This window comes from Sporosarcina beigongshangi (genome assembly GCF_033485195.1).
Taxonomy (GTDB): domain Bacteria; phylum Bacillota; class Bacilli; order Bacillales_A; family Planococcaceae; genus Sporosarcina; species Sporosarcina beigongshangi.
On sequence record NZ_JAWLIR010000010.1, the window covers coordinates 24,240 to 49,305 of the forward strand.

The window sequence follows — 25,066 nt, forward strand, 5'->3', positions numbered from 1 at the left end:
CACTGTATGATGATGTGATTTAAATAGGAGGGAGCCATTGGAATTTTCCCACTACCAAATGCTGAATATCGTACCCGATGTAACAAACAAAAGGCTGTTGGCACCCGCAAGAACAGCACTTTTAATTCATCCCCCACCACCAGCCGCCGCAGCCCCCTGCGCAGCTTTCGCACAATCAATCGCTACAACGAGCGACACAAGAAGTGGTTCCATTTCATCATCCGCAATTTGCAACTGGTAGCTATCGCCCCATGTGAACCATTTTTTGCTAACGGTACCGAGTATTTTTCCGTGTTGGTACACTTCGAAATCCATATCCCACCAATTCCCCCGTACTTCTATCCCTGCTGCGGCGATTGAATAGCGTGCTTTCAAAAAGGTAAATTCCTTTTTAATCGTCATCGTTTCTTGGCCATGTACGTCGACATGAAAAGTGGGTAGCCAGCTAAATGTTTTCTTAGTAATCATTGCAACTTCTTGCCTGGTAACATCCATAATAGAAAACGTCTTCGGTATTTGCATGAAGCTTCCTTCTACGAAATACACTTCATTCTCTTCAGCATCCTTCACCGAAAACTTACCGCTCAGACTCAATACCTTTTGCTTGATATATAGCTGTCTCACGCAATCCCTCCTCGTATCGAAAGACTATTTTCAGTCGATCCCTGTATCTTACATACGGTTTTGAAGATGAAACGTTTCAATTTTGGGATAGTTTATTTAATAGATGAGAGCCCCTACATCTCCACCAACACCCGCTCACCCGCTCACCCGCCCTAGCATGTCCCAAATAATACGGATAGGCGACAACGTTTTTACGATGGAAGTATAAAATGTCTGCGGTACTCCTTTCATTGAAATGAAAGAGCTTTTGCATTAAATTCGAGGCATTCATCAATCGTTTCGGTGTCTCTTGGAACAACTCCTGGTGAAGTGCGTGTGCCTCTAAGACATTTTTACTATAATAAGAGGCGAATAGATTAGACTTTGTTGTTTGCGCGACATACAGTTTGATTTTGCCGATGGTTAACTTATTTTGCGCAACCATTTCTTCAATTGCTTCCTCGTCATAGTGGATGGCTTCTAGCTGTTTGGAATCGTCTTCTACGCTCACTTTCCCATTGGTGATTGCCCAAAAAGTTCGATGTGCCAAGTGAATCATGTCTATTTCAATCGCTAACTGAAGCACTTCTTGTACAGTTACCGTGTCATGCCCTCCCTTCTTGTTGCCAGTCAATGTTGTGAAGAATGCCTGTTTCCTTCACATAACCAATGGATGTTGTGCCTGTTTCTGAAGCTTTTGATAATTAATGCGGTACCATTTTGTCTTGTCCATTTTCATCCGATTATACGAAGTAATCGCAACGTTATACCCTTTGTCTTCCAACCTACGAATTGCTCTTTTAATCGTATCGACAGACCAGAATGGGAATTCATCGTTTTCCCACTCTTCATATGTTTTGTAAACCCACTTATACCCATCTCGCACATTGTTCGAAATAAGCGATCTAAAATGTAGCTGCTGGAGCACCATGGCCTCATTCAATCCAACTTGAATAGCTAGTGATGGAAGCACTTGAAGTGGCGACTCTTTTATTAATAAATTCATCATGACTCCTTCTCTGTTGAATGCGTTTTTTTTAAGAAAGGACGATGTCTTTTGCCTAGACGAACGATGCCTTTCACCCTATATATAGAGTTTGCATTCAGAAAAGTGGACAGAGTGGTGAAATTTATTTTTCACGCAATTGAAAATGAAGTGCATGATGCAAAACTAAAAAGAAGTCTTAGGCTACATCGGAGGATTTGGAAAGAATAATAAAGATAGAGGAACTTGCGTAGGAAAATAGAAAATGCCAAAAGGAATCTGCTCGTTCAATCGTGAACGAGCAGATTCCTTTTCGATAAACTTATACAAAATTGTCATAGTTTAATTCATAACTTTCTTCCCTAATACTTCTGTTAGAGCAGATTTATTTTTATCTATCTACATTCACTATTACTCGGTTTAGTTCAATGTTTTCTGAATCTCTTTTACTTGCTCCAATGTTAGTTCAGTAATCTCTGCAATTGTTTCAAGTGCCATATTTTTCAAAATTAATTTCTTTGTGATATCTCTTTTTTCAAATTCTATTCCTTGTTCTATCCCCTTTTCTAACTCCAAATCAAAAGCATTCAGTATCGTCGGGGAAGCGTTTTCTTTATTGTATAACTCCATCAGCTCCGTCTCCTTTCTAATCATTGGTCGAATGTCTTCGGATAACTGTTTTGTATACGCTTCTGGTAATTGTAACAAGTAATCGATAAAATGAAAAACAACTTGGACTGCGGTGCGTGAATAATTTTGGTTGCGGATAAGTTCACCCATTAGCTTTCGTTTGAAAAGATAGCGTTGGTGTGCTTCATCTTTCGTTTGATGCAGTGCTTTTGCTGCTAATACGATTTTGCTGAAAAGCTTATCCGACCGCTCGAGTTCCTCGTCGGTGTAAGCTTCTGTTCGATAATTTTTATAAGAATAACATAGCTGCCTGCCAAAATAATCGTACTCAAAACGTTCAGGTATATCGCTCTGATTAGAGGAAGTATGGACGGCGATGGCGACAATTTTCTCTTGATGGCGATCATAGATGCGATAAAAATATTGAAACATTCGTTCAGGAAAATCTGTTTCTTTTTTACTTTGTACTTCAATATGGACAAGAATCCATTGCTCTTTTCCGTCTTTTAAACGAACTTTTGCCAACCGATCCGCAAAACGTCTGCCTTTTTTCTTATCTAAGACTTCTTGGAACAATTCCTTGTCTAAAAAATCTGGCTCGACATTAAAATCAACCTGTGCGTACAATTCTGGAGCAAAAAATAGTAAAAAGTCTTCAAATAACTCCCCAATTACTTTTTTCCACAAACCGTCCTGGTCTACCAAATTTTCATCATACTGTATTTTTTCTTCCCTGACCCATTCAACAACCATTTTACAACCTCCCTCAGAAAGTTTTTAGACTATTACATTAATAATATCATAATACGAACACCCGTTCAAACATTAGACATCTATCAACTGAAAGAAAATGATCTCTTAGTGAATAATTTAAAAACCGAAAAATCCCTTTCCAGTCATACTCGGAAAGGGATTTTTCATGAAATTTGATTTTACGCTACAAAAGAAAGTCGAGCATTTTTTTGGAAACGTGCGAGGGCTTGTTTTGCTTCTGTTTGATCAGTAAACTCGAAGATTCGGACAAATTTTTGTTCAAATACTGTGACTACCCACATAGTGCATTCTCCTTTTCGATTTCCATATTTGTTGTTATATCTAGTGTACTCTATTTTTCATCATCGAAATGTGCTATGTGAATCATTTCACAATTTATTCAAATTCAAAACGCTTACATATGGAGACTTTGTGGCATTTCCAAAAATTCACCTAGTATGATGTGAATACGGGCTATATTTATTGAATATAGACGCAGTTAACACCCCTGAATTCATTTCCAGGGGTGCCAAATTACATTAGACTATGCTTACAACAATCTCTTCAGCCACAACATCTACGTGAACTTTTTCAATCTGTTCTTCTTCCAATATTAAATCCGTTAATGGATCTTCAATTTTGTCTTGAATCACTCTGCGCAGCGGTCTTGCACCGAAGCGTTTGTCGTAACCTAGTTTGACCAATGCACGTTTTGCATCTGCTGAAATTGTTATGTCGATATCATTTTCTTCAATGGTTGCTTGCAAATCTACTAACATTAAGTCAACGATTTCAAGTAGATTTTCTTCTGTCAGTTCATTGAAAGCGACAATTGCATCGAAACGGTTGAGGAATTCAGGTTTGAAATAATTCCCTAGTGTTTCGAGCATCGAGACGGATTCATGTACAGTTTGATTGAACCCAACGCTGACTTTTTTGTCGCCCGTTCCGGCGTTACTTGTCATGATGATGACCGAATCTTTGAAGCTGACGGTGCGACCGTGCGAATCAGTTAAACGACCATCCTCCATAATTTGCAGGAACATATTTTGAACATCCGGGTGCGCTTTTTCAATTTCATCGAGCAGTAAAATCGAATACGGATTGCGGCGAACCTGTTCTGTCAATTGACCGGCTTCCTCATGCCCAACATAGCCTGGAGGCGAACCGATAATTTTGGATACCGCGTGTTTCTCCATATATTCACTCATATCGAGACGAATTAACGCATCACGTGACCCGAATAACTCTTCCGCGAGCACTTTCGTAATTTCAGTTTTACCGACACCTGTTGGACCAACAAATAGGAATGACCCAATCGGACGGTCTTTCGCTTTGAGCCCAGCGCGGCTACGGCGAATGGCTTTTGCAATTTTATCGACCGCTTCTGCTTGACCAATGACCTTTTTGCCAAGGCTATCCGCAATACCTTTCATTTTCGCTTGTTCTGCTGCTTGTAGTTTTGTCACAGGGATTCCAGTTTTCTCTTCTACAATTAACTCGATGTCTGCAACAGTCACTTCCCCATGTTCTAGGTCTCCACTTTGTTTTGCCTCTTCTAATTTTTTTCGTAATTGAATTTCCTCATAACGCAAATTTGCCGCCTTTTCATAGTCTTCCTTTTCCGCCGCCTGCTCTTTTTGTTGAATCACTTCATTGAGACGTACTCCGATGGACTCTGAATCGGCTGATGTCTGTGCAAGATTTAAACGGGCACCGACTTCATCCATCAAATCAATTGCTTTGTCAGGTAAAAACCGATCTTGGATATACCGTTGTGATAAATTGACAAAAGCTTCTACCGCTTCATCCGGATAGTGCACACCGTGGAATTCTTCATAACGGTCCTTAATGCCATTTAGGATGAGAATCGTATCTTCCGCGGACGGCTCCTTCACAATAATCGGTTGGAAGCGGCGCTCGAGCGCAGCATCTTTTTCAATTTGACGGTATTCTTTCAACGTCGTTGCACCAATCAATTGTAGGCCGCCACGCGCTAAAGCTGGCTTCAAAAGATTTCCGGCATCCATTTTTGAACCTTCTGCAGTGCCTGCCCCAACGAGTAAGTGAATTTCATCGACGAATAAAATGACATCTTTCCGTGTCTGAAGTTCTTCAATCAATTGTTTCATCCGTTCTTCAAACTGCCCTCGAATACCCGTATTCGTTACGAGTGAAGCGACATCTAATAAATACACTTGTTTGTTCATCAATTTCACAGGGACATCGCCTTCGTGGATTTTCACTGCAAGTCCTTCAGCAATAGCTGTTTTACCAACCCCAGGCTCTCCGATGAGGACTGGGTTATTTTTATTTCTTCGATTTAACGTTTCAATGACACGCTTCACTTCTTGGTCACGTCCGATAACTGGGTCAATCTGTCCATCTTTGGCTTCATTTGAAAGATTTTTGCCCAACTGATCTAATAGGCCAGTGCCTTGATTATCTTGTGCTTGTCTCGTTTGTGTTCTCGCCTGTTGACCACCATTTGCTTGAGAAAAATGCTGTGCCTCGTTGTTAAATGACGGCATTTTCCCAGCAGTCAATTGACCTTGAATATCCTGAAAGCATCCGTGACATAAGTTGAGTTGCATGCCTTGGTGATTCACTTGAAATCTCAAACTCATCGTTGCTTCGTTTTGACCACAATGTTGACATTGCATATCTATTTCCTCCCTTTTGCTATCTTTAATTGACTTTGACTATATTTAACCTTTGATTGTAGTATATACTGACCTATTTTGACTTTCAAGTAACTTGCTTCGTTTTGAGTGTAGCCTGCCATTTATTCGTAAACGTAAAAGGGCTTTCTATAAAATCAATTTTCATTGACTTTATGGACAGCCCTATTCCTCTATATTCCCAAGACCCCCATCACCCGCCCCACAAACAACTCCCTATCATAATCATGGCACAGCTGCCCCGCTAACTTGACCGGATCACCAAAGAAAAACCGCTCATACAGCGTCTCGCGCGTCCCAAATGCACTCATCGTCAAATCCCATGCCAAACGGAAAATCCTTACCCTGTCCTCAGCATTATTAGCTTTTGATTGCAAATACTGGTCTAAATCCTCCCGAACACTGGACTGAAAGGCATTCTCTGTTGGAATCGACATCAACCCGCTAGCACCTAGCTGCTGAATGATTTCGGTGAATCGTGGGTAGACACGTGGAAAATAGTTGATGGCGATTAGGAGCGTTGTTCGATCAGGACGCATCCATCCCCATTCGTCTAGCTCGGCTTCGACTTCCGATTTAATGACCAACGCCTTCATCGTTTCCAGCGCGACGATGATTTCAGTCACCTTCTCTTGCACATGCTGGTATTCGCCGATATTAATAGTCTCGATGATGGATTGGACAACGCCTAACACAAATTCTGTTTTCACAATTTGTCTGGAAACGACCTGATGCAATGCAAACGGTTGATACGAGCTACAAGTCATAAAACTGTTAGCCACTGCGATGTTGTCATAATAAAACACGCGCTCCCAAGGTACTAAGACATTATCGAATACAACGATCGAATCCATTTCCTCATAGTGCGAACTCAATGGATAGTTAAATGTCGAGTCACCTCCGACAAATGATTCTCTACAGACGAATTTGAGCCCCGCGGTGTTACTGGGGATTGCAAAGGCGAAACCATTGGCGGCATCATTCACGCCACCTGTTGCAATGACGACAATTTCGTCAGTAATCCCGCCCTGAGTTGCAAGTAATCGTGCCCCCTTAATGACGAGTCCCGCCTCATTTCGTTCTACTACCTTGGCAGCAATCGGCTCCCTTTCATCTTCGAAATAGAATTGCGTTCGATTGACTTGCGGGTCGATGAACGTATGGGTCATAGACAGATCATTTTCGCGCGCATATTCATAAAACGACACAATGTTTTCAGGAAAGCAGTTCTCTTTTCCCTTCAATAAATCCACAGATGAGGCGAGCGCCATTACCACGGTATTCATATAATCAGGACTTCTACCCATCATGCCGTTGTTCGACAGCGCCCACTGCTGGACCATCGCCCGCCTTTTCACTAAATCCTCTATAGTTGATGGTTGTAAATATGACATGCCTACTTGCAGTCCTGATGTCGGGGATGGATACGTCATGTTTGCAGCGGCATGCTGTAAATCGTATAGGGCAGCTTGGCTTTTAATAATTCCCTTGAAGGCAGGATGCTTGGAAATCTTTCCTGTCACGGGTTGCCCATCTACCCAGACATTTGTTTGCAGCTCATCGATTCGTTTGATATAGTCACTGCCTGTAATTGCCGGCATATAGACACTCCTAACGGTTGGTTTATCAGTAGACTCTTGCCACTTCGCTATTTTTTATAATATTAATTTTCCTTATTGATTGTTACGAAATGGCAACATTTTATTATCTATTCATCAAATCCTTCACAACTATGGATATGACTCCAAAATATCCCGTTAATTTTACGAATGTGTAATGAACTTGTAATCGAACTGCTGTTGAACTCATTTAGGTAGTACCCTACTATTAGATATATAGTCATTGACTAATCAATGATTCATAGAAAAGGCGGTTGAAATACATAATGAAAAAATTAACATGTTCACTAATCTTGGCAGGCTCTTTAGCTTTCGGAATCACAGCGACTGACACAGAAGCAAGTACACATACGGTCAAAACTGGAGAGTCGCTCTGGATTATTTCAAAATCAAACAATGTGTCCGTATCTGATTTAAAAAAATGGAATAACTTATCATCAGACATACTCTATCCAAAACAAGTTTTACAAACATCCGCGAAAAATAGTAAATCGACAACTGAAAAGAAAACAACAGCTACCGCTTCCCCAAAAGTTGTTGATCAAGCGATGAAGCTAATAGGTATACCTTACGTATTCGGTGGGACGACGGTTAGGGGGTTTGACTGTAGTGGATTTATACAATATGCTTACAAAAAATCCGGAAAAAATATCTCGCGCACCACACTTAGCCAATTTGCACAAACGAAGAAAGTGACCTCCCCTAAGCCTGGTGACTTGGTGTTTTTCCAAAATACATATCGTAAAGGCATTTCGCATGTCGGTATTTACATTGGCAATAATAAGTTCGTCCATGCTGGAGGCAAAAAATCACAAGTAACAAGCTTAGACAACAGCTATTGGAAATCGAAATTTCATAGTTTTAAACGATTGTAAACAAAAAGCTCAGCCCCATCTGCTAAGGCTGAGCTTTTCTACATATGATGGCTACCTACAACTCATTAGATTGAACCGGGCCAGCTGGTATAGCTTCTTAGTAATATGCAAACCGATATTTAGCAACGTATCCAAATGAACTATTTCCTAATAAACAGCTGCTGGAACATATACTTGTTCAAACAATTCGTCTAAAATATGTAGTTGTCCTAAAATAGACAGTCCAATAATTCACGCATTCCCTGTTCATCATCATGTAAATGTTTTTCCGTGCATTCCATCCAAAGAGTTAATTACTTCTGAAGCAATTTATATGACTGACTCAATTGCAAATGTGTCACTCTCTAAAAAAAACATAAAAATAAGAGTACCGGTTTCGAATACCGGTACTCTCACCTCATAACTCAATCGTTGTTGGTTCTTCACCCTTTTTGTTCATCAAACGAATTGCGTTAGGCGTTACTTTCAAAATGGCAAGGTTTGCATCCTCTGGACCACTAAACCAGTGTTCCAAATGCTCATTCCAAATTTTCTTCTTTGCTCTTTCATCGTCTGAAATAGTGACGGTTCCTTCAATTTCTAAAAATTCATCTCCCAAACCTCTTCCATCATAGCCAATTAATATGTGTGTATGTGGATTTGCCTCGAGTTCATCTACTTTTTGCGTTTGCTTCGATGTTGCGGTGTAAAGTGTAAAGCCATCATTGAAAAACGTCATGTACCGTGTGTGGGGTTTGTTCTGTTGAATGGTTGCCATCACACCAACTAAGCTTTCTTCTAAGACTTTCAGTGCTTTTTTTCTTGCATCGATAATAATCTACTCTCCTTTTCAACGTTGTTATAGTTTGTCACTTGACGCAAAAATTAAACATCGTACTTAAGGATAGAATTAATACGCTCCAGATAATTTCTCATAAGCAGGGTAGCGCCTAACATCTTGATCTCTGCTATAGGAATTAAAAAATGCTCCCCTTAATATCAGGAATAGCGGAAAACTTCACATCTGTTCTTCCAGCACACCACCAGATGAATTTGTGTCAACTTAATAAAAAATAAGTTGACTAACATAAATCAGTTGTACTACAATAAATGAGTAAACTATAAAAACTTAATAGTTAACCAAACAAAAGGAGGCTCCATACCATGCTAGAATCGCGCTTCAAATTACAAATGATGATTACATCCGCCCTTTTTGCGGCTATTATTGGGGTTTTGGCACAAGTCACAATTCCACTACCCCTCGTTCCGATTACTGGACAAACGTTAGCAATTGGACTTGCCGCAACGATATTAGGCGCACGATACGGGACTTTATCTATTCTCATTTATTTATGTATGGGCGCTATCGGTATACCGGTATTTGCACAAATGACGGGTGGCTTAGGGATTCTCTTCGGTCCTACGGGAGGTTATTTAATTGGATTTATCCCCACTGCATTTATCATCGGCTATTATCTTGAGAAGACAAGCTTCACAATTAAACATGCCTTGATTGCAAACATCATCGGAATGTTTGTTGCCTTAATCTTTGGAACGGTATGGTTAAAAATAATTGCTAATCTATCGTGGACAGCGGCATTTACGGGTGGATTTGCACCTTTCCTTATCACGGGAATACTAAAAGCAGCTTTGGCAGCATGGGCTGGTATTGCCGTTCGAAATCGATTGAAATCGACTAGCTTATTAACACCGCGTAGTGCAGAAGCGAAATGACGCTAAATAAGAGGCATCCCGCAAGTCAATTCTGACTCACGAGATGCCTCTTATTTTTTGTTTCACCCATTAGCAGGATATTGTTTTTGTAGGAACGAAACGGATTGTGTAATTAATTCCTTTAGTACTTCCGAATCGATATCGTCTACTTTGTTAATATACACACATGCTTTTCCAGTTGTATGCTTGCCAAATCTAGCTAGCAGCGCTTCACGTTCCGTATCACCCGGCGCAAAATACAAACTAATTTTAGCTTTGCGTGGAGAAAAACCGACTAACGGCGCATCCCCTTCATGGCCTGTTTTATAGACATAATGATACGATCCAAATCCAATGATGCTTGGCCCCCACATTTTTGCTTCAAAGCCTGTTGCTTCATTAAACAAATTGAGTAATTTGTAAGCATCTTCACGTTTTTTGGGGCTATCTACATTTTCGATAAATTCGATAACATCCTTTTCCGTTTCCTTTGTTTTTTGTTCATACATGCTTTTCCCCTCCTTAACTGACTCGCATTTTTAAGGATAATGAAGAACGATGCTAGTGCCGCGGTGCAAAAAGAATAACTGAAACGCCTACTAGACAAATGGCAGCACCTATCCAATCGTAGACATCAGGTGCTTTTTTATCAATTCCCCATCCCCATAACACCGCGAGGACAATAAAGACCCCTCCATAGGCTGCATATACTCTACCAAATGAAGGAAATGCTTGAAAAGTAGCGATAACGCCATATAAAGCTAGAGTTACACCGCCAATTAGCCCCCAATAGAACGGCTTACCTTCCCTTAACCAAAGCCATATTAGATAGCCACCGCCTATTTCGGCCAATCCAGCAACTATAAACAAGATGACTGCAACAACTATTTTTCTCACTTCCAAACTTATTCATAGGCTTTTAGCTATTTCGAAAGGCTAATTATTTTAGTCCTTCAAATAACAATACTCTTGCCGGTGAAGCATCTGTCCCTGTTAATTTTAAAGGTGCCGCAACCATAAAGTAGGTACCTTGTTCAACTTCCTTTAACCGAAGCCCTTCTATTATAATGATATTATTGGCGAATAGTGTTTTATGAGTCGGATGACCTTCTTGACTTCTTTCAATGCCAAGTGTGTCTATTCCAGTTCCTCGAACACCTATCTCAGAAAGGTATTCTGCTCCATCATGTGTAAGATAAATAAAATCAAAATCAAAGGCTTCCTCAAAAGAGTTTTTCGTTTTAAAGAATAAGAAATCCCCCTTGCTAATCTCAAACTTCTCCAAATCCGCTTTCGTGATTCCGTCTTCCACATCTGTTAAATCAAGCACTTTACATTCGCCTACAAGGCTTTCCATTGGAATGGATTCAAACGTGTCCCCATCCACAACCATATGAAGTGGTGCATCAATATGCGTTCCCGAATGGACATCCAACTCCATACGCGTTTCAGTTACATATCCATTTGTCACCCGATTAAATTTCGGTTGCTTTTCCGCCTTATCTTTATAAACTGTCATACCCTCATAAATTGTTCCTGTCACATCATACATCTTCATTTTAACAACCACCTTTTGTTTAGAATCTGTTTATCAAACCATCTTATCATAGATAACCATTTACTTTTACTTTCTATATGCAATAAAAATTCGGACTTACATTAATAGAACGCAGTTGGTATACTGAGAACTGGTGTGATTATCATTCATCGCATAAGAACATACTGATGAAAAAGTAGGAGAGAATAGATATGAATTATGAAATTCCTTCGGAAAATTTCGACAGGAAAGATGGTTTAAGCGATTTCCAAGAGGAACGGATTATGCCTGACATGACATTTGTTTTATTTGGAGCTACGGGAGATTTAGCAAAACGAAAGCTATTTCCTGCACTCTATAATTTATTTCTCGATGGTAAAATGCCAGACGCAATCTCAATCATCGGTCTTGGTAGAACCCATTATCAACACGATGATTTCCGTTTTGTGGTGGAAAAAGCAATCCGGGAATATTCTAGAAGACCTATTCAGGTGTCTAATTTACAAGATTTTCTAAACTACTTTCAGTACTTTATATTCGATGCGACAAGCAAAGAATCTTATCAGAGCTTACACGAACTCATTCAAAGTAGAGAAAGTGAATTAGATATACCTGAAAATCGACTTTTCTATTTGTCTGTTGCTCCACAGTTAGCCGATGTAATTGCGTCCAATCTTAACGCCAGTGGTATCAGTCAGACGAAAGGCTGGAGGCGACTCATTGTTGAAAAGCCGTTTGGCAGTGACCTGAAATCGGCCCAGCAATTAAATGAATGTTTGAGCATAGCTTTTCATGAGGACGAGATTTATCGAATCGACCACTATCTCGGAAAACCAATGGTCCAAAATCTGGAATCATTAGTATTTGCCAACCCCGCACTCGGACTATTATTAGATCATACACAAATTGCGAATGTACAAATCACTGCTAGTGAAACGGTCGGAGTAGAATCTCGCGCTGCCTACTATGATCAAGCGGGTGCCATTCGAGATATGGTCCAGAATCATCTTCTACAATTAGTTATGATGACCGCACTCAATCTTCCAGAGCAATTAACAGCTAAAGAAATTGAAAATAAGAAAATTGAAGTGATTACTTCTCTTCGTCCTATCAAAAAAGAAATGGTCTACAAAGATATCGTTCGGGGTCAGTACACAGCTGGTGAAGTTTTAGGTACACCGGCAGTTGGCTATACAGATGAGCCTGGAGTGGATATATCCTCAACGAATGATACTTACGTGGCGGCGCGTTTATATATTGATAATCCGTCATGGAGTGGCATTCCTTTTTATATTCGCACGGGGAAAAGGACTAATGAAAAATCGACACGTATTGTCATGGAGTTTAAGAGCAAGGTAAATGATACAACTAAACTTTTAACTGAAGGAATCACCCCAAACTTATTAATCGTTGAAATTAGTCCAAACGAGAACATCTCTTTACGGGTGAATATGAAAGATCCTTCTCTAAACCGTTTTATCCCTACTTCTATTAACTTCTCGACTACAGCGGAAGATCAGCCTGAGGCCTATGAACTGCTTCTATTCGATGCAATGATCGATAATGCAACCTTCTTTGCCCACTGGAAAGAAGTCGAATTATCATGGAAGTGGATCCAACCAATCATTGAAGCATTTCAGGAAAACCTGTTGCCTTTACATACTTACCCTGCTGGCTCGACAGGTCCTGATGCAGCCAACCAGCTTTTGCAAGACAATCAATTTAATTGGTGGTAAGGTACAGTTAATCAATCAGATATAGAAAATTACGAACACGAAGGAATGAGAAATCACCATGAGTACACAGCAAGTGGGCGTTATCGGTCTGGGCGTGATGGGGATGAACCTAGCGCTAAACATTGAAAATAAAGGATACACCGTATCTGTCTACGATTACTGGACAGAACGTACGGATGAGTTTTCGAGTAAAAAAGCAAAAGATAAACATATTCTCGGTACCAAAGGCATTGAAGAATTTGTCTCTTCGTTAGAAGTTCCACGTAAGATTTTATTAATGGTGAAGGCTGGAGAAACGACGGATGCGGTAATCCAGTCGTTAGTCCCTCACCTTCAACAAGGGGATATTGTGATCGATGGTGGAAATACATTCTTTGAAGATACGAATAGACGTGCAGCTACATTAAAAGAATCTGGTCTACATTTCATCGGTGCAGGTGTTTCCGGTGGAGAAGAAGGTGCGCGTAACGGCCCGTCAATTATGCCTGGTGGAGCAAAAGAAGCTTACGAGCAGGTGAAGTCTATTCTTGATGCGATTGCAGCAAAAGTCGATGGAACTCCTTGTAGCGCCTATATGGGTCCCGATGGTGCAGGCCATTATGTAAAAATGGTTCACAACGGCATTGAATATGGTGATATGCAACTCATTTCCGAAGCTTATTTCATCATGAAACATACCCTTGGCCTTGAGGCGCGGGATTTGCATGATGTTTTCTCTGAATGGAATAAAGGTGAGCTCGATAGCTATCTTATTGAAGTCACAGCTGATATTTTCACAAAGATGGATGAGGATACCGGAAAACCACTTATTGACCTCATTTTAGACGTTGCAGGTCAAAAAGGAACAGGTAAATGGACGAGTCAAAATGCGCTAGACCTAGGGGTTTCACTCCCAATCGTTACGGAGTCCGTATTTGCTAGATTTATTTCTTCTGTTAAAGAAGAACGAATTGCGGCAAGTACTCTTCTGAAAGGACCTGAACCCCAAAAGTATAAGGGCAATCCTAGTGACTTGGTCGAATCGATTCGTAAAGCTTTATATATGAGTAAAATTTGCTCATACGCACAAGGATTTGCACAAATGCGAGCAGCATCTAAAGAGTATGGCTGGGATATCCCTTATGGAGATGTTGCGATGATTTTCCGCGGAGGTTGCATCATTCGTGCCCAATTCTTACAAAATATTAAAGAGGCCTTTGACGCGAATAACGACTTGCCTAATCTGCTAGTCGATCCATACTTTCAAGAAATCGTTGGCGACTATCAGCATTCACTTCGTGAAGTATTGGCCCTGGCCATGCAGCAAGGCATTCCGGTACCTGCATTCTCAAGCGCATTGGCTTATTATGATAGCTATCGAACGGCAACATTGCCAGCTAATCTTATCCAGGCGCAAAGAGATTATTTTGGGGCACACACCTATGAACGTGTCGACAAAGAAGGTCATTTCCATACTGAATGGGCAAAAAATTAAGTATATAAAAAATCAGGAGCCGATTTGGCTCCTGATTTTTATTTTTCAATTGTTACAATATGTTCTTCTTTTAATGTAACCTGACCTGATTTATGCAAAACGATTGATTCACCTTCAAATAAATTCGTGAAGATGATTGGTGTAATGATCGAAGTCGCATGCGCTTGAATATAATCAATATCGACTTTCAGTAACGGTTGTCCTTTTTCAACACGGTCACCTTGTGCAACCAGCGCTTCAAAGCCTGCACCATCTAATTTAACCGTATCAATCCCGACATGAATCAGAATTTCTCTACCTGAGTCGGATTGAATGCCTAGTGCATGTTTTGTCGGGAAGAGTGTGACGATGGTTCCGTCTACCGGTGATACAACGACTCCATCTGATGGAACGACTGCAAAGCCATCACCCATCATTTTCCCTGCAAACACTGGATCAGGCACTTCTGACAGTGGAACGATTTCACCTTGCATCGGCGACACAAAGTCGTCTGGCTGACCATTCGGAGCAACAGCTTGAACAGTCTGTTTCACTTCTTCTGCACGCGGTCGTTTGCCACTGATGACATCCTGTATTTGTCCTTTAATAATTTCAGAACGTGGACCGAAGATGGCTTGAATATTATTCCCTACTTCAAGAACACCTGCTGCACCTAACTTTTTCAATTCTTTTTTATCGACATTTTTCACATCTTTCACAGATACGCGAAGTCTTGTGATACATGCATCTAACTGGGTAATATTTTGTTGTCCACCCATTGCCTCAAGAATATTGTAAGGAAGATCAGTGTTCCCTTTCGAACCTGTCTCTATTTCGTCTGTATCGACATCTGCCTCTCGTCCTGGCGTCATAAGATTAAACTTGCTAATCATAAAGCGGAACAAGACATAGTAAATCACTGCAAAGACAAGACCTACTAACACAACAAGCCACCATGCTTCCTTGCCTGGTAAAATACCAAACAAGAAGAAGTCAATGGCCCCACCCGAGAAGGTATACCCCACGTGAACTTGAAGGAAAGTAACGATGACAAATGATAATCCATCCAAAATAGCATGGATTAGGAACAGGATTGGAGATAAAAACAAGAATGAAAACTCAAGTGGCTCCGTAATTCCTGTTAAGAATGAAGTTAACGCACCGGAAGCCAATAAACCGGCAACAAGCTTTTTCTTTTCAGGTCGCGCTGCATGGTACATCGCAAGCGCAGCGGCTGGTAAACCAAACATCATAATTGGGAATTCTCCACCCATGAAGTTACCAGCTGTCAGCTGTACATTATCCTTTAATTGTGCAAAGAAAATTGTCATATCCCCACGTACAACTGAACCAGCCGCCGTTGTATACGAGCCAAATTCATACCAGAACGGTGCATGGAAAATATGGTGCAATCCAAACGGAATGAGCAAACGTTTGATAAATCCGAAGAAGAATACCGCGATATATGTCCCTTCCTCAAGTAACCAAAGGGATGCTGTATTCATGCCTGTTTGCACTGGTGGCCAAATAACAAGCAATAATAAACCCGCAACAAAAGCCGCACCAGCTGTCGCAATTGGAACGAAACGTTTCCCGGCAAAGAATCCTAGGAATGAAGGCATTTCAATGTCGTGGAACTTGTTGTAACAGAGGGCCGCTATCAGACCGACGATAATCCCGCCAAAAACCCCTGTTTGCAGTGTCGGGACACCAAACACAAGTGCGTAGCTCGGATTATCAGCTACCATCTCCGTAGTAATCCCTAACCAAGAACTCATGACCTGATTCAATACTAAGTAACCGACAAGAGCTGCAAGTGCTGCTGCACCGTCCTTCGCTAACCCTATCGCAACACCGATGGCAAAGATAAGTGGTAAATTACCAAATATAATTCCACCAGCGTCCTCCATCACTTTTGCTGTATGCTGAATCCAATCTGCTGACAAAAATGGCAAATAGTTAAGCATCGTTTCTTGCTGCGCGGCATTACCAAAACCAAGCAATAAACCAGCAGCTGGCAGTAGTGCAACAGGAAGCATTAACGCTTGACCTACTTTTTGTAGCACACCAAAAATCTTTTTAAACATCGTATACCCTCCTAATTACATAATTAAGTCACTGAATTGCAGTACTCTTAATAAAGTTCAAAAACGACAAAAAAGGCATGAGAAAAAATAATTGAAACGAGTTCACAAGAGTCTCCCCCTGTAACCGTAATCAATCATCTTTGTACTCATGCCTGATCTAATCAGTAACACGTATGCAGATAATAAATATTAAATTAAGTACTACTTACAAATCCAATGACTTTATAAAATTATAGTAGCATAGAACTTTTACTATTACAATCAAATTTAGTTTATTCTTCGACTTTCGCTTGAATCCGCTGTAAATGGAGTGTTAAATAGACGGCTTCAGCTTCATAGATTTCCTTTTGTAAGCTTTGTTGCATGACCTTGATTAGTTTCCAGGCCAAATTATAGCAAACCGGATACTCCGATTTTAGCAATAGCGTAATTTTCTTCGGTTCTGCAACCCGTTCCCCACGTACAACCCGCTCAATTGTAAAGTGAAGATGGCGAATCAGCCGCATATAATCGATACTGTTCTTATCAATGTTGATGGCCAATTGCGCTTCAATCATGTCGACAAGCTGAACAATCAGCTCAGAATGTCTCGTTACATCGCGCACATTTTTGTTCACTAGGGCACTGTGAATATGCAAAGCAATGAAACCAATTTCCCCCTCTGGAAGGGCGACAGACAGCTGCTTGTTAACCATTGCAGTCACTTCAGCCGCAATTTTATATTCATTCGGATAAAGTGCTTTCGTTTCCAATAAAAAAGGATTGCGAATCGCCATACCGCGTCTCATTCGATTAACGGCAAAGACTAAATGATCTGTCAGCGCAACATGAATATGTTCATTCAATGACCGATTCGCTTGTGCTTGAATCATTTCGACCGCGGAAATAAGCACTTTTAACGTATCTTCATCAAGACTCGTGAGTAATTGTTTGTATTGCTCTTGCTCTTCGGGATCATTCAATACAAATAATTTCTCGATTTTTTCTTGTTGAATCAATTCCCCTGCACTTGCACCAAATCCAATGCCGCGCCCAATCAAAATCACTTCATTGCCATTATTATCTGTGGCAATCAATACATTATTATTCAAAGCTTTCTGAATCGAGTAAGTTTCCATCCATCTATCCCCATTACTTTTTCTTGACTCCATTCTAGCACTAATCCCTAGCAAATAGGTATATAAAAATGATTGCTTACTTAAGCTGGTGTATTAATCACATATAAAGTAAGGTTCTTTGTTTTTTCTTAAAGACTTTTCTATACTGTACATACATGTAAAGGAGGTTGTGACAGTGATTACTGATGGTTCGACAATAATCATCCAAAAGGATTTAGAAACCATTTGGAATGCAATCGTGAATGATGAGATTTTTTCGATATGGTATGCGCCAGGGTCTAAGTGGAGTATTCCTACTCTCAAAGTAGGAGAGCAAGCACTGTTCACACTAATGCCTAGTCCATACAACAACCTTAAAGAAGGTGAAAGTATGCCCATGACCTTTACGATTCAAGAAATCATTTCTAATCAGAAATTCTCGTATTACTGGGATTCAAACCACATGCTTTTTACGATTGAGTTATTACCTGAAATGAATGGAACAAGGGTGCAGTTTAATCAACAAGGCTTCGGCTACTCATTAGCAAATTTAAAGGCATACTTAGAAGGCAAAGAGCTTCCATATGGTTGATATGCTTAGGTTTTAATGCTGAATATTAATATGGAAAAAGTCATTGGTTCATCTATCCGAGTCAATTTGACATCCTACTCTCGTTGATTGAAGCGCAAGTCGGCGACTCCTGCGGGAATAGCATGAGCGTTGAGACCCCGCAGGGAGCGAAGCGGACGAGGAGGCTCAAGCCATGCCCGCGGAAAGCGTCCGACTGAAGCGGAAATCAACCTTGTTCGTATTTTAGGATTGATTGCTCTATTATGAAATTGACTCATTTATCGTATTTTGTTCCTCCAAAAAAATCGCCGCGAACGTTTTTGCGATTACTTCCATAGCGGGTTCATGAAAATCGAATTTTTCGTGATGATGCGGAAATACTTTTTCAGCAGCTGGAAGTTTTGCACCAACAAAGAAGTACGCACCCGGTATTTTTTGTAGATAATACGAAAAATCTTCGACAGGCATGATTGGTTGCGTTTCGACGACTGCTTGGTCACCGACTACATGTGTAGCAGCTCCCCTTACTACATCCATTTGGTTTGCATGATTCCAAAGTGCGTCATAGCCTGGCTCGATTATCACTTCTACATGACAGCCGAGACCCTGACCGACGGCTTGTGCTAAGTCACGTAGGCGTTTACTCGCTAGCGCCCGTATGTTTTTATCGAAAACACGAATAGTTCCCTCCAAAACAGCTTGCTCTGGTATGACATTATCAGCGTCTCCTGCATGAAACTTGCCAATAGTAATGACGAGCTCTTTCAACGGGTCTGCGTTTCGACTTACAATCGATTGAAGTGCGACCATAATATGACTCGCCGCCAAAATAGGATCTGCCCCATTATGCGGCTCTGCTCCATGTGCACCAGAGCCTTTGACAATGATTTTAATCGTGTCTTCCCCTGCCTGTAAATAGCCATCACGTACATAGACTTTGCCAGCATCCATAGTAGACTGCAAATGTGCGCCGTAAATGGCATCGACCTCTTCAAGACAGCCATCCGCTATCATCGCCAACGCCCCACCTGGCGGCAATTCTTCCCCGAATTGATGAATCAAAATAATATCTCCAGACAACTGTTCCTTGACGGCATTCATTGCTTTTGCGAAGCCAAGTAAAGCAGCTGTATGCCCATCATGCCCACAAGCATGCATGACGCCCTCAACCGTAGATGAATAAGGCATGTCCTTGGCATCTTGAATTGGCAACGCATCGAAATCTGCTCGAAATGCGATTGTTTTTCCTGGTTTACCTCCTCGAATTCTACCAACCACCCCTCTGCCTCCAACGCCTTGCCTCACTTCAATCCCTAAATCATTTAAATAAGCAGAAATGTAAGCAGGAGTTTCAACCTCCTGATGAGATAGTTCTGGATGCATATGTAAATGACGTCGTACACGAATCATTTCCTCCATACCCGCAGTTATTTCCTCAAAAATAGTGGCTCTTAACATTGGTAATCCCCTTCCAATTTAACTTTTCCAACAGACTAAACTTGCATACTGATAGCTTTATTTGTATTTAATCATAGTAACACTCAGAATGGCAATCATCATCTAGATAGATCGTATTGTCGAATGAAGCAACAATAGCTCTCTCGTTTCATCCTCAAAAAAAATATCATTATCCACATTTAAATACCTATACATGCATGAATATACATGCTATACTCATCAACATGTTCATGACAACAAACATTTTTCAACTAGGCAAACAACTTTTAATTGCTAATCTTCTGAAAATAAAGTATAGTTTTATTTAATTTCAAATACTTATTCATTTATGAATAGAATCGTTTGGGAGGGAGATCGTCAATTGACAGGTTTTTTCTTACATCCAAATTCAAAAGAAGAAATAATTGACTCGTATGATGAAGATATTATTGTTACGAACCAAGACGGCTTTATCGTCAAAGCCTCCCAAATTAGCGGCAGACATTATGGAATCCAAGCCGGGGAACTGCTTGGGAAATCTGTTTATGATCTAGAACAACGGGGTATCTTCTCTCCCGCGATCACACCACTCGTTCTTCAACAAAAGAAGAAAGTGGTCGTCATTCAAACAACTACAACAGGTCAAAAAGTACTCATTACCGGAATGCCTTTTTTTAATGAAGTTGGAGAAGTCGAGTTTGTCCTTAGTTACTCATACGAAGTTTCGGAGCTTCTTGTCATTCATGAATATATGAAGGAACTTGAACAGGAAATGCTACTGACAAAAGAGGAACTCTCCCTGCTGCGCAAAGAGCATCTGACAATCGAAGGGCTAACAATTGAAAATAGGTCGACCCGTATTGCATTTGAAACAGCCCGTAATGCCGCACCGCATGACGTTTCAGTTGTCCTCTATGGAGAACAGGGAACCGGAAAATCCACACTGGCAAAAGTCATTCATAACGAAAGCACTCGAAAAAACGGACCTTTTATTGAGATTGACTGCGAAACAATTCCAGAGGCGATGTTCGAACGGGAATTATTCGGGGGTAGCTTTGAGCAAACAGAAACGGGTTTATTGACGTTAGCTTACGGAGGCACCTTGTATATTAAGAGGATCGATAAGCTTTCGATTCATCTACAGGGAAAACTTTTAAAAGTATTAAAGGAACGTACATACACACCCATTGGTGCAGAAGTACCCCTTCCACTCGATGTTAGACTGATAAGCTCTTCCGAAACAATTTTGACAGAAGCGGTTTCTGCAAACGAATTTCATAAAGATTTGTATTACAGGCTCCATATCGTTCCGATTCATTTAAAACCACTGCGAGATCGTAAAGGCGATATAAGCACGTTGATTAGTAGTTATTTAAGTCGATTTTCAATGAAGTATCAAACGGTGAAGGAGCTATCAGATGAAGTATTTAATCAATTACTTCATCTACAATGGCCTGGGAATCATAATGAGCTGATTAATGTAATGGAGCGACTCGTTGTTCAAAGCCCTTCTACCATCATTACAGCTAAGGACCTCCCACCAGAATATCGTAAAGAAACAGACGAAGATTTATCGCTCATTCATCTTGAAGGTCTGACACTGCCGACTATTTTAGATAATGTTGAGATGAAGGTGCTACGAGATGCGCAAATGCGCTATCGTACAACAACGGAAATTGCCAAGTATCTTGGCATCAGTCAGCCCTCTGTCGTCCGTAAATTAAAAAAATATACTGATTTTGAATAGGAGGATCTATTGTGCAACAAAATTTAGAAGTAAAACAAGATTGGCATCATATGGTGAATCATATCGGAAATTTTCTCGCACCGAGCATGGCAAAAGATCATCCAAACCTACCTGTGGTCAAAGCTGAGGGATGTTATTACTACGGAGTTGATGGTAAGCAATACTTAGATTTCACATCTGGTATTGCCGTCGAGAACGTTGGTCATCGGCACCCAAAAGTCGTTCAGGCGATAAAAGACAGCGCAGACCATCTCATACATGGTCCATCGGGTGTCATCATTTACGAATCCATTTTAAAATTAGCAGCTGAACTGCAAACGATTTTACCACCTAAGCTCGACAATTTCTTTTTTGCTAATAGTGGAACAGAAGCGATCGAGGGTGCTTTAAAGCTTGCAAAATACACGACTAAGCGTCCTTATGTCGTTTCGTTTACGGGTTGTTTCCACGGACGCTCCATTGGTGCATTAAGTGTGACGACATCGAAAAGTAAATACCGGAAACATTTGCAGCCCTCTTGGCTTGCCTATCAGCTGCCTTATGCTTTACCAGAGTATCTGCCTGCCGGTGCTGATCCAGAAATTTTCTTCCCTGAAAAACTTGAACAGGATGTCAAAAAACTTTTTAATCATCAAGTTGATCCTGAAGAAGTGGCCTGCATAATTATCGAGCCCGTTCTCGGCGAGGGTGGATACATCATTCCACCAAAAGCGTGGTTAAAAAAGATTCGTGAAATTTGTGATCGACATGGCATTCTTCTTATTTTCGATGAAGTTCAAACAGGATTCGGTCGGACAGGTAATTGGTTTGCTGCACAAACATTCGATGTCAAACCTGATATTATGGCGATTGCCAAAGGTATTGCTGCCGGGCTCCCATTAAGCGCAACCGTTGCTTCAAAGGAGCTCATGGATCAGTGGCCACTTGGCTCACATGGCACTACATTCGGTGGCAATCCCATTGCTTGCTCCGCCGCCCTCGCTTCATTGGAAGTGATGAAGGAAGAACAGTTATTAGCAAATGCAACAGCTGTTGGTGCTTATGCAATGGAACAATTACTACTCATGAAGCAACGGCATCCTGTTATTCGAGATGTCAGAGGCGTTGGTCTCATGATTGGCATAGAGCTTGGCAATCCCGAAACAGGAGAAGCTGATGGTAATGCCGTTATGACCGTACTCGACGGCTGTCTGCAAAAAGGCGTACTGTTCTACTTATGCGGTAATTCCGGTGAAGTCATCCGAATGATTCCACCGCTCACAATAACGAAAGAACAAATTGATGATGGTTTAGCAGTGTTAGATGAAGTACTTACCGAGTTTAGCAAATAACAAATTAGAAATGGAGAGATTTATGATGAAAAAATGGTCAGGAATTGCAATGCTATTCGTCCTTGTGATGAGTGTACTTGCAGCATGTGGAGCAACAGAGCAAGATAGCGACGAAAAAACGGGATCTTCGGATGCACCCGAAACAAAGACACTTAAAATAGCTACTTCTGCTGATTACCCGCCTTTTGAATATGTCGATACAGCAGTCAGCGATGAAATCATCGGTTTTGATATTGATTTAGCAACGATGATTGCCAAAGAGCTAGGCTATGAGCTAGAAATTGAAGATATGGACTTTAACGGTTTAATCCCTGCCCTACAAGCAAAGAGCATTGATTTTGTCATTGCAGGTATGGACGGTAATAATGAAGAACGTAAGAAAGTCATTGATTTCTCAGCACCTTATTTTACGGCTACAAACTTAGTCATCACGATGAAAGATAGCGATATTACGACCGCTGACGACCTTGACGGAAAAAAAGTTGGGGCACAAACGGCTTCTGTTCAGGAAAAAGGGGCAAAATCACTGGAAGAGCAATATGGTTATACAGTTGAAAGTCGTGACCGCGTTCCAGATTTATTCCAAGAAATCCGTTCTGGACATCTTGACGCAATTGTAGTGGCGGATGTTGTAGCAAATGGTTATATTGAGGCAAATCAAGACCTTGCAAGCTTTGAACTACCAGAGGAACATAAATTAGGCTTATCCATTGCCTTCCAAAAAGGCAGTCCTTTAACGGCTGAATTCGACCGCGTCTTAAAAGAGCTACAAGACAAAGGAGAAGTCGATAAATTAGTTGTCAAATGGTTTAGTAACTAATTCATTCGAGAAAGAGAGGGGTATAACCTATGAATTTAGACTTTACCCAAATTATTCCCTCGATACCTTATATTTTACAAGGTATCGGGGTCACCTTAAAAATTGTTGGTCTAGCCGCACTTATAGGTTTTGCCATCGGTATTCTACTCGCATTATGTAAAATCGGACGAATTAAAACATTAACTTGGTTTGCTGATATTTATACGTCAGTCTTCCGCGGAACACCTTTAATTCTTCAGCTTCTATTAATTTATTATGGTACCCCACAGCTTTTTGATATTAAAGTAAGTGCCTACACCGCAGCCGTTTTGGCCTTTGGATTCAATTCTGGAGCTTATATTTCAGAAATTATTCGGGCAGGTATTTTAGCTGTTGATCGAGGCCAGTTGGAGGCTTCTAAGGCACTTGGTATCCCCTATAAAAATATGATGAAGGATATCATTTTACCGCAAGCATTAAAAAATATTTTACCTGCTTTAATGAATGAATTCATCACATTGACGAAAGAATCTGCTATCGTGACAGTCATCGGAGTCACGGATATTATGAGGAGATCGTATATCGTCGGTGGCAACACTTATCGCTATTTTGAATCGCTCATCTTCGCGGGTGTGATTTACTACGTCATGGTAATGGTATTGACACTACTCGGCAAAGCGATTGAAAGGAGGATGAGAAGAAGTGATTAAAATCCAAGACCTTCGCAAAAGCTTCGGGAAAAATGATGTGTTAAAAGGGATTTCAACTACGATTGAAAAAGGTGAAATCATTGCCATCATCGGACCTTCCGGCTCTGGTAAATCTACTTTTCTTCGCTGCATTAATTTATTAGAAACGCCTACTGGTGGTCAAATTTGGGTGCATGATAACGAAGTTACAAATCCAAAAACCAATATTATGAAGGTAAGGCAACAAGTTGGTATGGTATTTCAACAGTTCAATCTATTTCCTCATAAAACAGTGCTTGAAAACATTACGTATGCGCCCATGATGGTGAAATCCATGTCTAAAGGTGACGCAGAAAAGCAAGGTCGCGAATTATTGCAAAAGGTTGGGCTATTAGACAAAGAGCATGAGCATCCTGTCCGATTATCTGGCGGACAAAAGCAACGTGTCGCCATTGCCCGAGCGTTAGCAATGTCTCCTGAAATGATGTTATTCGATGAACCAACGTCCGCTCTTGACCCTGAAATGGTGAAGGAAGTGCTTGAAGTCATTAAGTCCTTGGCACTCACGGGTATGACAATGGCAATTGTCACACATGAAATGGGCTTTGCAAGAGAAGTAGCAGATCGTGTGTTATTTTTAGACGATGGTCAACTCGTAGAAGACGCCCCCCCTGCCGAATTCTTTTCATCACCGAAAAGTAAACGAGCACAGGACTTTTTAGAGAAAATATTGTGATGTTTTGA

Annotated in this window: 23 protein-coding genes; 10 read left to right on the forward strand and 13 right to left on the reverse strand. The window is 40.8% G+C overall.

Annotated features, from left to right (window positions below; genetic code table 11):
* Positions 1-126: 126 nt before the first annotated feature.
* The 6 genes from R2B77_RS07265 to hpaB all read right to left on the reverse strand — a co-directional run bounded on the left by R2B77_RS07265 (position 127) and on the right by hpaB (position 7,253).
* Positions 127-624 (reverse strand): LURP-one-related/scramblase family protein, encoded by a 498-nt coding sequence (locus tag R2B77_RS07265; RefSeq protein ID WP_203246543.1) that lies wholly within the window; start codon positions 622-624, stop codon positions 127-129.
* A 76-nt stretch (positions 625-700) separates the two neighbouring features.
* A complete protein-coding gene (locus R2B77_RS07270) occupies positions 701-1,237 on the reverse strand; it encodes a hypothetical protein (RefSeq protein WP_203246542.1) in 537 nt (178 codons plus the stop codon).
* A 24-nt stretch (positions 1,238-1,261) separates the two neighbouring features.
* Entirely contained in the window at positions 1,262-1,609 is a 348-nt protein-coding gene (locus tag R2B77_RS07275; RefSeq protein WP_203246541.1) for a hypothetical protein, read from the reverse strand.
* A 399-nt stretch (positions 1,610-2,008) separates the two neighbouring features.
* Positions 2,009-2,971: an Rpn family recombination-promoting nuclease/putative transposase gene (locus tag R2B77_RS07280; protein WP_203246540.1), complete on the reverse strand. Its 963-nt coding sequence runs from the start codon at positions 2,969-2,971 to the stop codon at positions 2,009-2,011.
* A gap of 539 nt (positions 2,972-3,510) precedes the next feature.
* On the reverse strand, positions 3,511-5,634 hold the full coding sequence (locus tag R2B77_RS07285) for an ATP-dependent Clp protease ATP-binding subunit (RefSeq protein WP_203246539.1): 2,124 nt from the start codon (positions 5,632-5,634) through the stop codon (positions 3,511-3,513).
* A 191-nt stretch (positions 5,635-5,825) separates the two neighbouring features.
* Positions 5,826-7,253: a 4-hydroxyphenylacetate 3-monooxygenase, oxygenase component gene (hpaB, locus tag R2B77_RS07290; protein ID WP_203246538.1), complete on the reverse strand. Its 1,428-nt coding sequence runs from the start codon at positions 7,251-7,253 to the stop codon at positions 5,826-5,828.
* A gap of 284 nt (positions 7,254-7,537) precedes the next feature.
* On the opposite strand from hpaB, the gene R2B77_RS07295 reads away from it, so the two are divergent.
* Positions 7,538-8,146: a C40 family peptidase gene (locus R2B77_RS07295; RefSeq protein WP_203246537.1), complete on the forward strand. Its 609-nt coding sequence runs from the start codon at positions 7,538-7,540 to the stop codon at positions 8,144-8,146.
* Between the two features lie 397 nt (positions 8,147-8,543).
* On the opposite strand, the gene R2B77_RS07300 is transcribed toward R2B77_RS07295, so the two are convergent.
* On the reverse strand, positions 8,544-8,957 hold the full coding sequence (locus tag R2B77_RS07300) for a pyridoxamine 5'-phosphate oxidase family protein (RefSeq protein WP_322555671.1): 414 nt from the start codon (positions 8,955-8,957) through the stop codon (positions 8,544-8,546).
* 332 nt (positions 8,958-9,289) lie between these two features.
* Between R2B77_RS07300 and R2B77_RS07305 the strand changes: the two genes are divergently transcribed.
* A complete protein-coding gene (locus tag R2B77_RS07305) occupies positions 9,290-9,859 on the forward strand; it encodes a biotin transporter BioY (protein WP_203246536.1) in 570 nt (189 codons plus the stop codon).
* Positions 9,860-9,921: 62 nt separating this feature from the next.
* On the opposite strand, the gene R2B77_RS07310 is transcribed toward R2B77_RS07305, so the two are convergent.
* Genes R2B77_RS07310 through R2B77_RS07320 form a run of 3 tightly spaced genes read right to left on the reverse strand, consistent with a single transcriptional unit; the run spans position 9,922 to position 11,396 of the window.
* Positions 9,922-10,347: a DUF1801 domain-containing protein gene (locus tag R2B77_RS07310; RefSeq protein WP_203246535.1), complete on the reverse strand. Its 426-nt coding sequence runs from the start codon at positions 10,345-10,347 to the stop codon at positions 9,922-9,924.
* A gap of 52 nt (positions 10,348-10,399) precedes the next feature.
* The gene (locus tag R2B77_RS07315) at positions 10,400-10,726 is read right to left on the reverse strand and encodes a YnfA family protein (RefSeq protein WP_203246600.1); all 327 of its coding nucleotides are present in this window, start codon (positions 10,724-10,726) and stop codon (positions 10,400-10,402) included.
* 52 nt (positions 10,727-10,778) lie between these two features.
* Complete coding sequence (locus R2B77_RS07320) at positions 10,779-11,396, reverse strand: cyclase family protein (RefSeq protein WP_203246534.1); 618 nt, start codon at positions 11,394-11,396, stop codon at positions 10,779-10,781.
* 263 nt (positions 11,397-11,659) lie between these two features.
* On the opposite strand from R2B77_RS07320, the gene zwf reads away from it, so the two are divergent.
* Positions 11,660-13,111 carry a glucose-6-phosphate dehydrogenase gene (gene zwf, locus R2B77_RS07325; protein ID WP_212391220.1) on the forward strand — a complete coding sequence of 484 codons (1,452 nt, stop codon included), beginning with the start codon at positions 11,660-11,662 and terminating at the stop codon, positions 13,109-13,111.
* Between the two features lie 58 nt (positions 13,112-13,169).
* Complete coding sequence (gene gndA, locus R2B77_RS07330; RefSeq protein WP_203246532.1) at positions 13,170-14,585, forward strand: NADP-dependent phosphogluconate dehydrogenase; 1,416 nt, start codon at positions 13,170-13,172, stop codon at positions 14,583-14,585.
* Positions 14,586-14,623: 38 nt separating this feature from the next.
* Here gndA and ptsG read toward each other — a convergent pair whose 3' ends face one another.
* Positions 14,624-16,651, reverse strand: coding sequence for a glucose-specific PTS transporter subunit IIBC (gene ptsG / locus R2B77_RS07335; RefSeq protein ID WP_203246531.1), 2,028 nt, complete (start codon positions 16,649-16,651; stop codon positions 14,624-14,626).
* A gap of 272 nt (positions 16,652-16,923) precedes the next feature.
* Positions 16,924-17,769, reverse strand: a complete 846-nt coding sequence (glcT, locus tag R2B77_RS07340; RefSeq protein WP_203246530.1) for a glucose PTS transporter transcription antiterminator GlcT — start codon at positions 17,767-17,769, stop codon at positions 16,924-16,926.
* Positions 17,770-17,944: 175 nt separating this feature from the next.
* On the opposite strand from glcT, the gene R2B77_RS07345 reads away from it, so the two are divergent.
* A complete protein-coding gene (locus R2B77_RS07345; protein WP_203246529.1) occupies positions 17,945-18,340 on the forward strand; it encodes an SRPBCC family protein in 396 nt (131 codons plus the stop codon).
* A 240-nt stretch (positions 18,341-18,580) separates the two neighbouring features.
* On the opposite strand, the gene R2B77_RS07350 is transcribed toward R2B77_RS07345, so the two are convergent.
* Complete coding sequence (locus tag R2B77_RS07350; RefSeq protein WP_203246528.1) at positions 18,581-19,777, reverse strand: M20 metallopeptidase family protein; 1,197 nt, start codon at positions 19,775-19,777, stop codon at positions 18,581-18,583.
* A gap of 361 nt (positions 19,778-20,138) precedes the next feature.
* Here R2B77_RS07350 and R2B77_RS07355 point away from each other — a divergent pair, with 361 nt between their 5' ends.
* Genes R2B77_RS07355 through R2B77_RS07375 form a run of 5 tightly spaced genes read left to right on the forward strand, consistent with a single transcriptional unit; the run spans position 20,139 to position 25,058 of the window.
* The gene (locus R2B77_RS07355) at positions 20,139-21,503 is read left to right on the forward strand and encodes a sigma 54-interacting transcriptional regulator (protein WP_203246527.1); all 1,365 of its coding nucleotides are present in this window, start codon (positions 20,139-20,141) and stop codon (positions 21,501-21,503) included.
* 11 nt (positions 21,504-21,514) lie between these two features.
* Complete coding sequence (locus R2B77_RS07360) at positions 21,515-22,834, forward strand: aspartate aminotransferase family protein (protein ID WP_203246526.1); 1,320 nt, start codon at positions 21,515-21,517, stop codon at positions 22,832-22,834.
* 25 nt (positions 22,835-22,859) lie between these two features.
* On the forward strand, positions 22,860-23,654 hold the full coding sequence (locus tag R2B77_RS07365; protein WP_203246525.1) for a transporter substrate-binding domain-containing protein: 795 nt from the start codon (positions 22,860-22,862) through the stop codon (positions 23,652-23,654).
* A 29-nt stretch (positions 23,655-23,683) separates the two neighbouring features.
* Positions 23,684-24,343 (forward strand): amino acid ABC transporter permease, encoded by a 660-nt coding sequence (locus R2B77_RS07370; protein WP_203246524.1) that lies wholly within the window; start codon positions 23,684-23,686, stop codon positions 24,341-24,343.
* Positions 24,336-25,058, forward strand: a complete 723-nt coding sequence (locus tag R2B77_RS07375) for an amino acid ABC transporter ATP-binding protein (protein ID WP_203246523.1) — start codon at positions 24,336-24,338, stop codon at positions 25,056-25,058. The genes R2B77_RS07370 and R2B77_RS07375 overlap by 8 nt, the downstream gene beginning before the upstream one ends.
* Positions 25,059-25,066 lie beyond the last annotated feature (8 nt).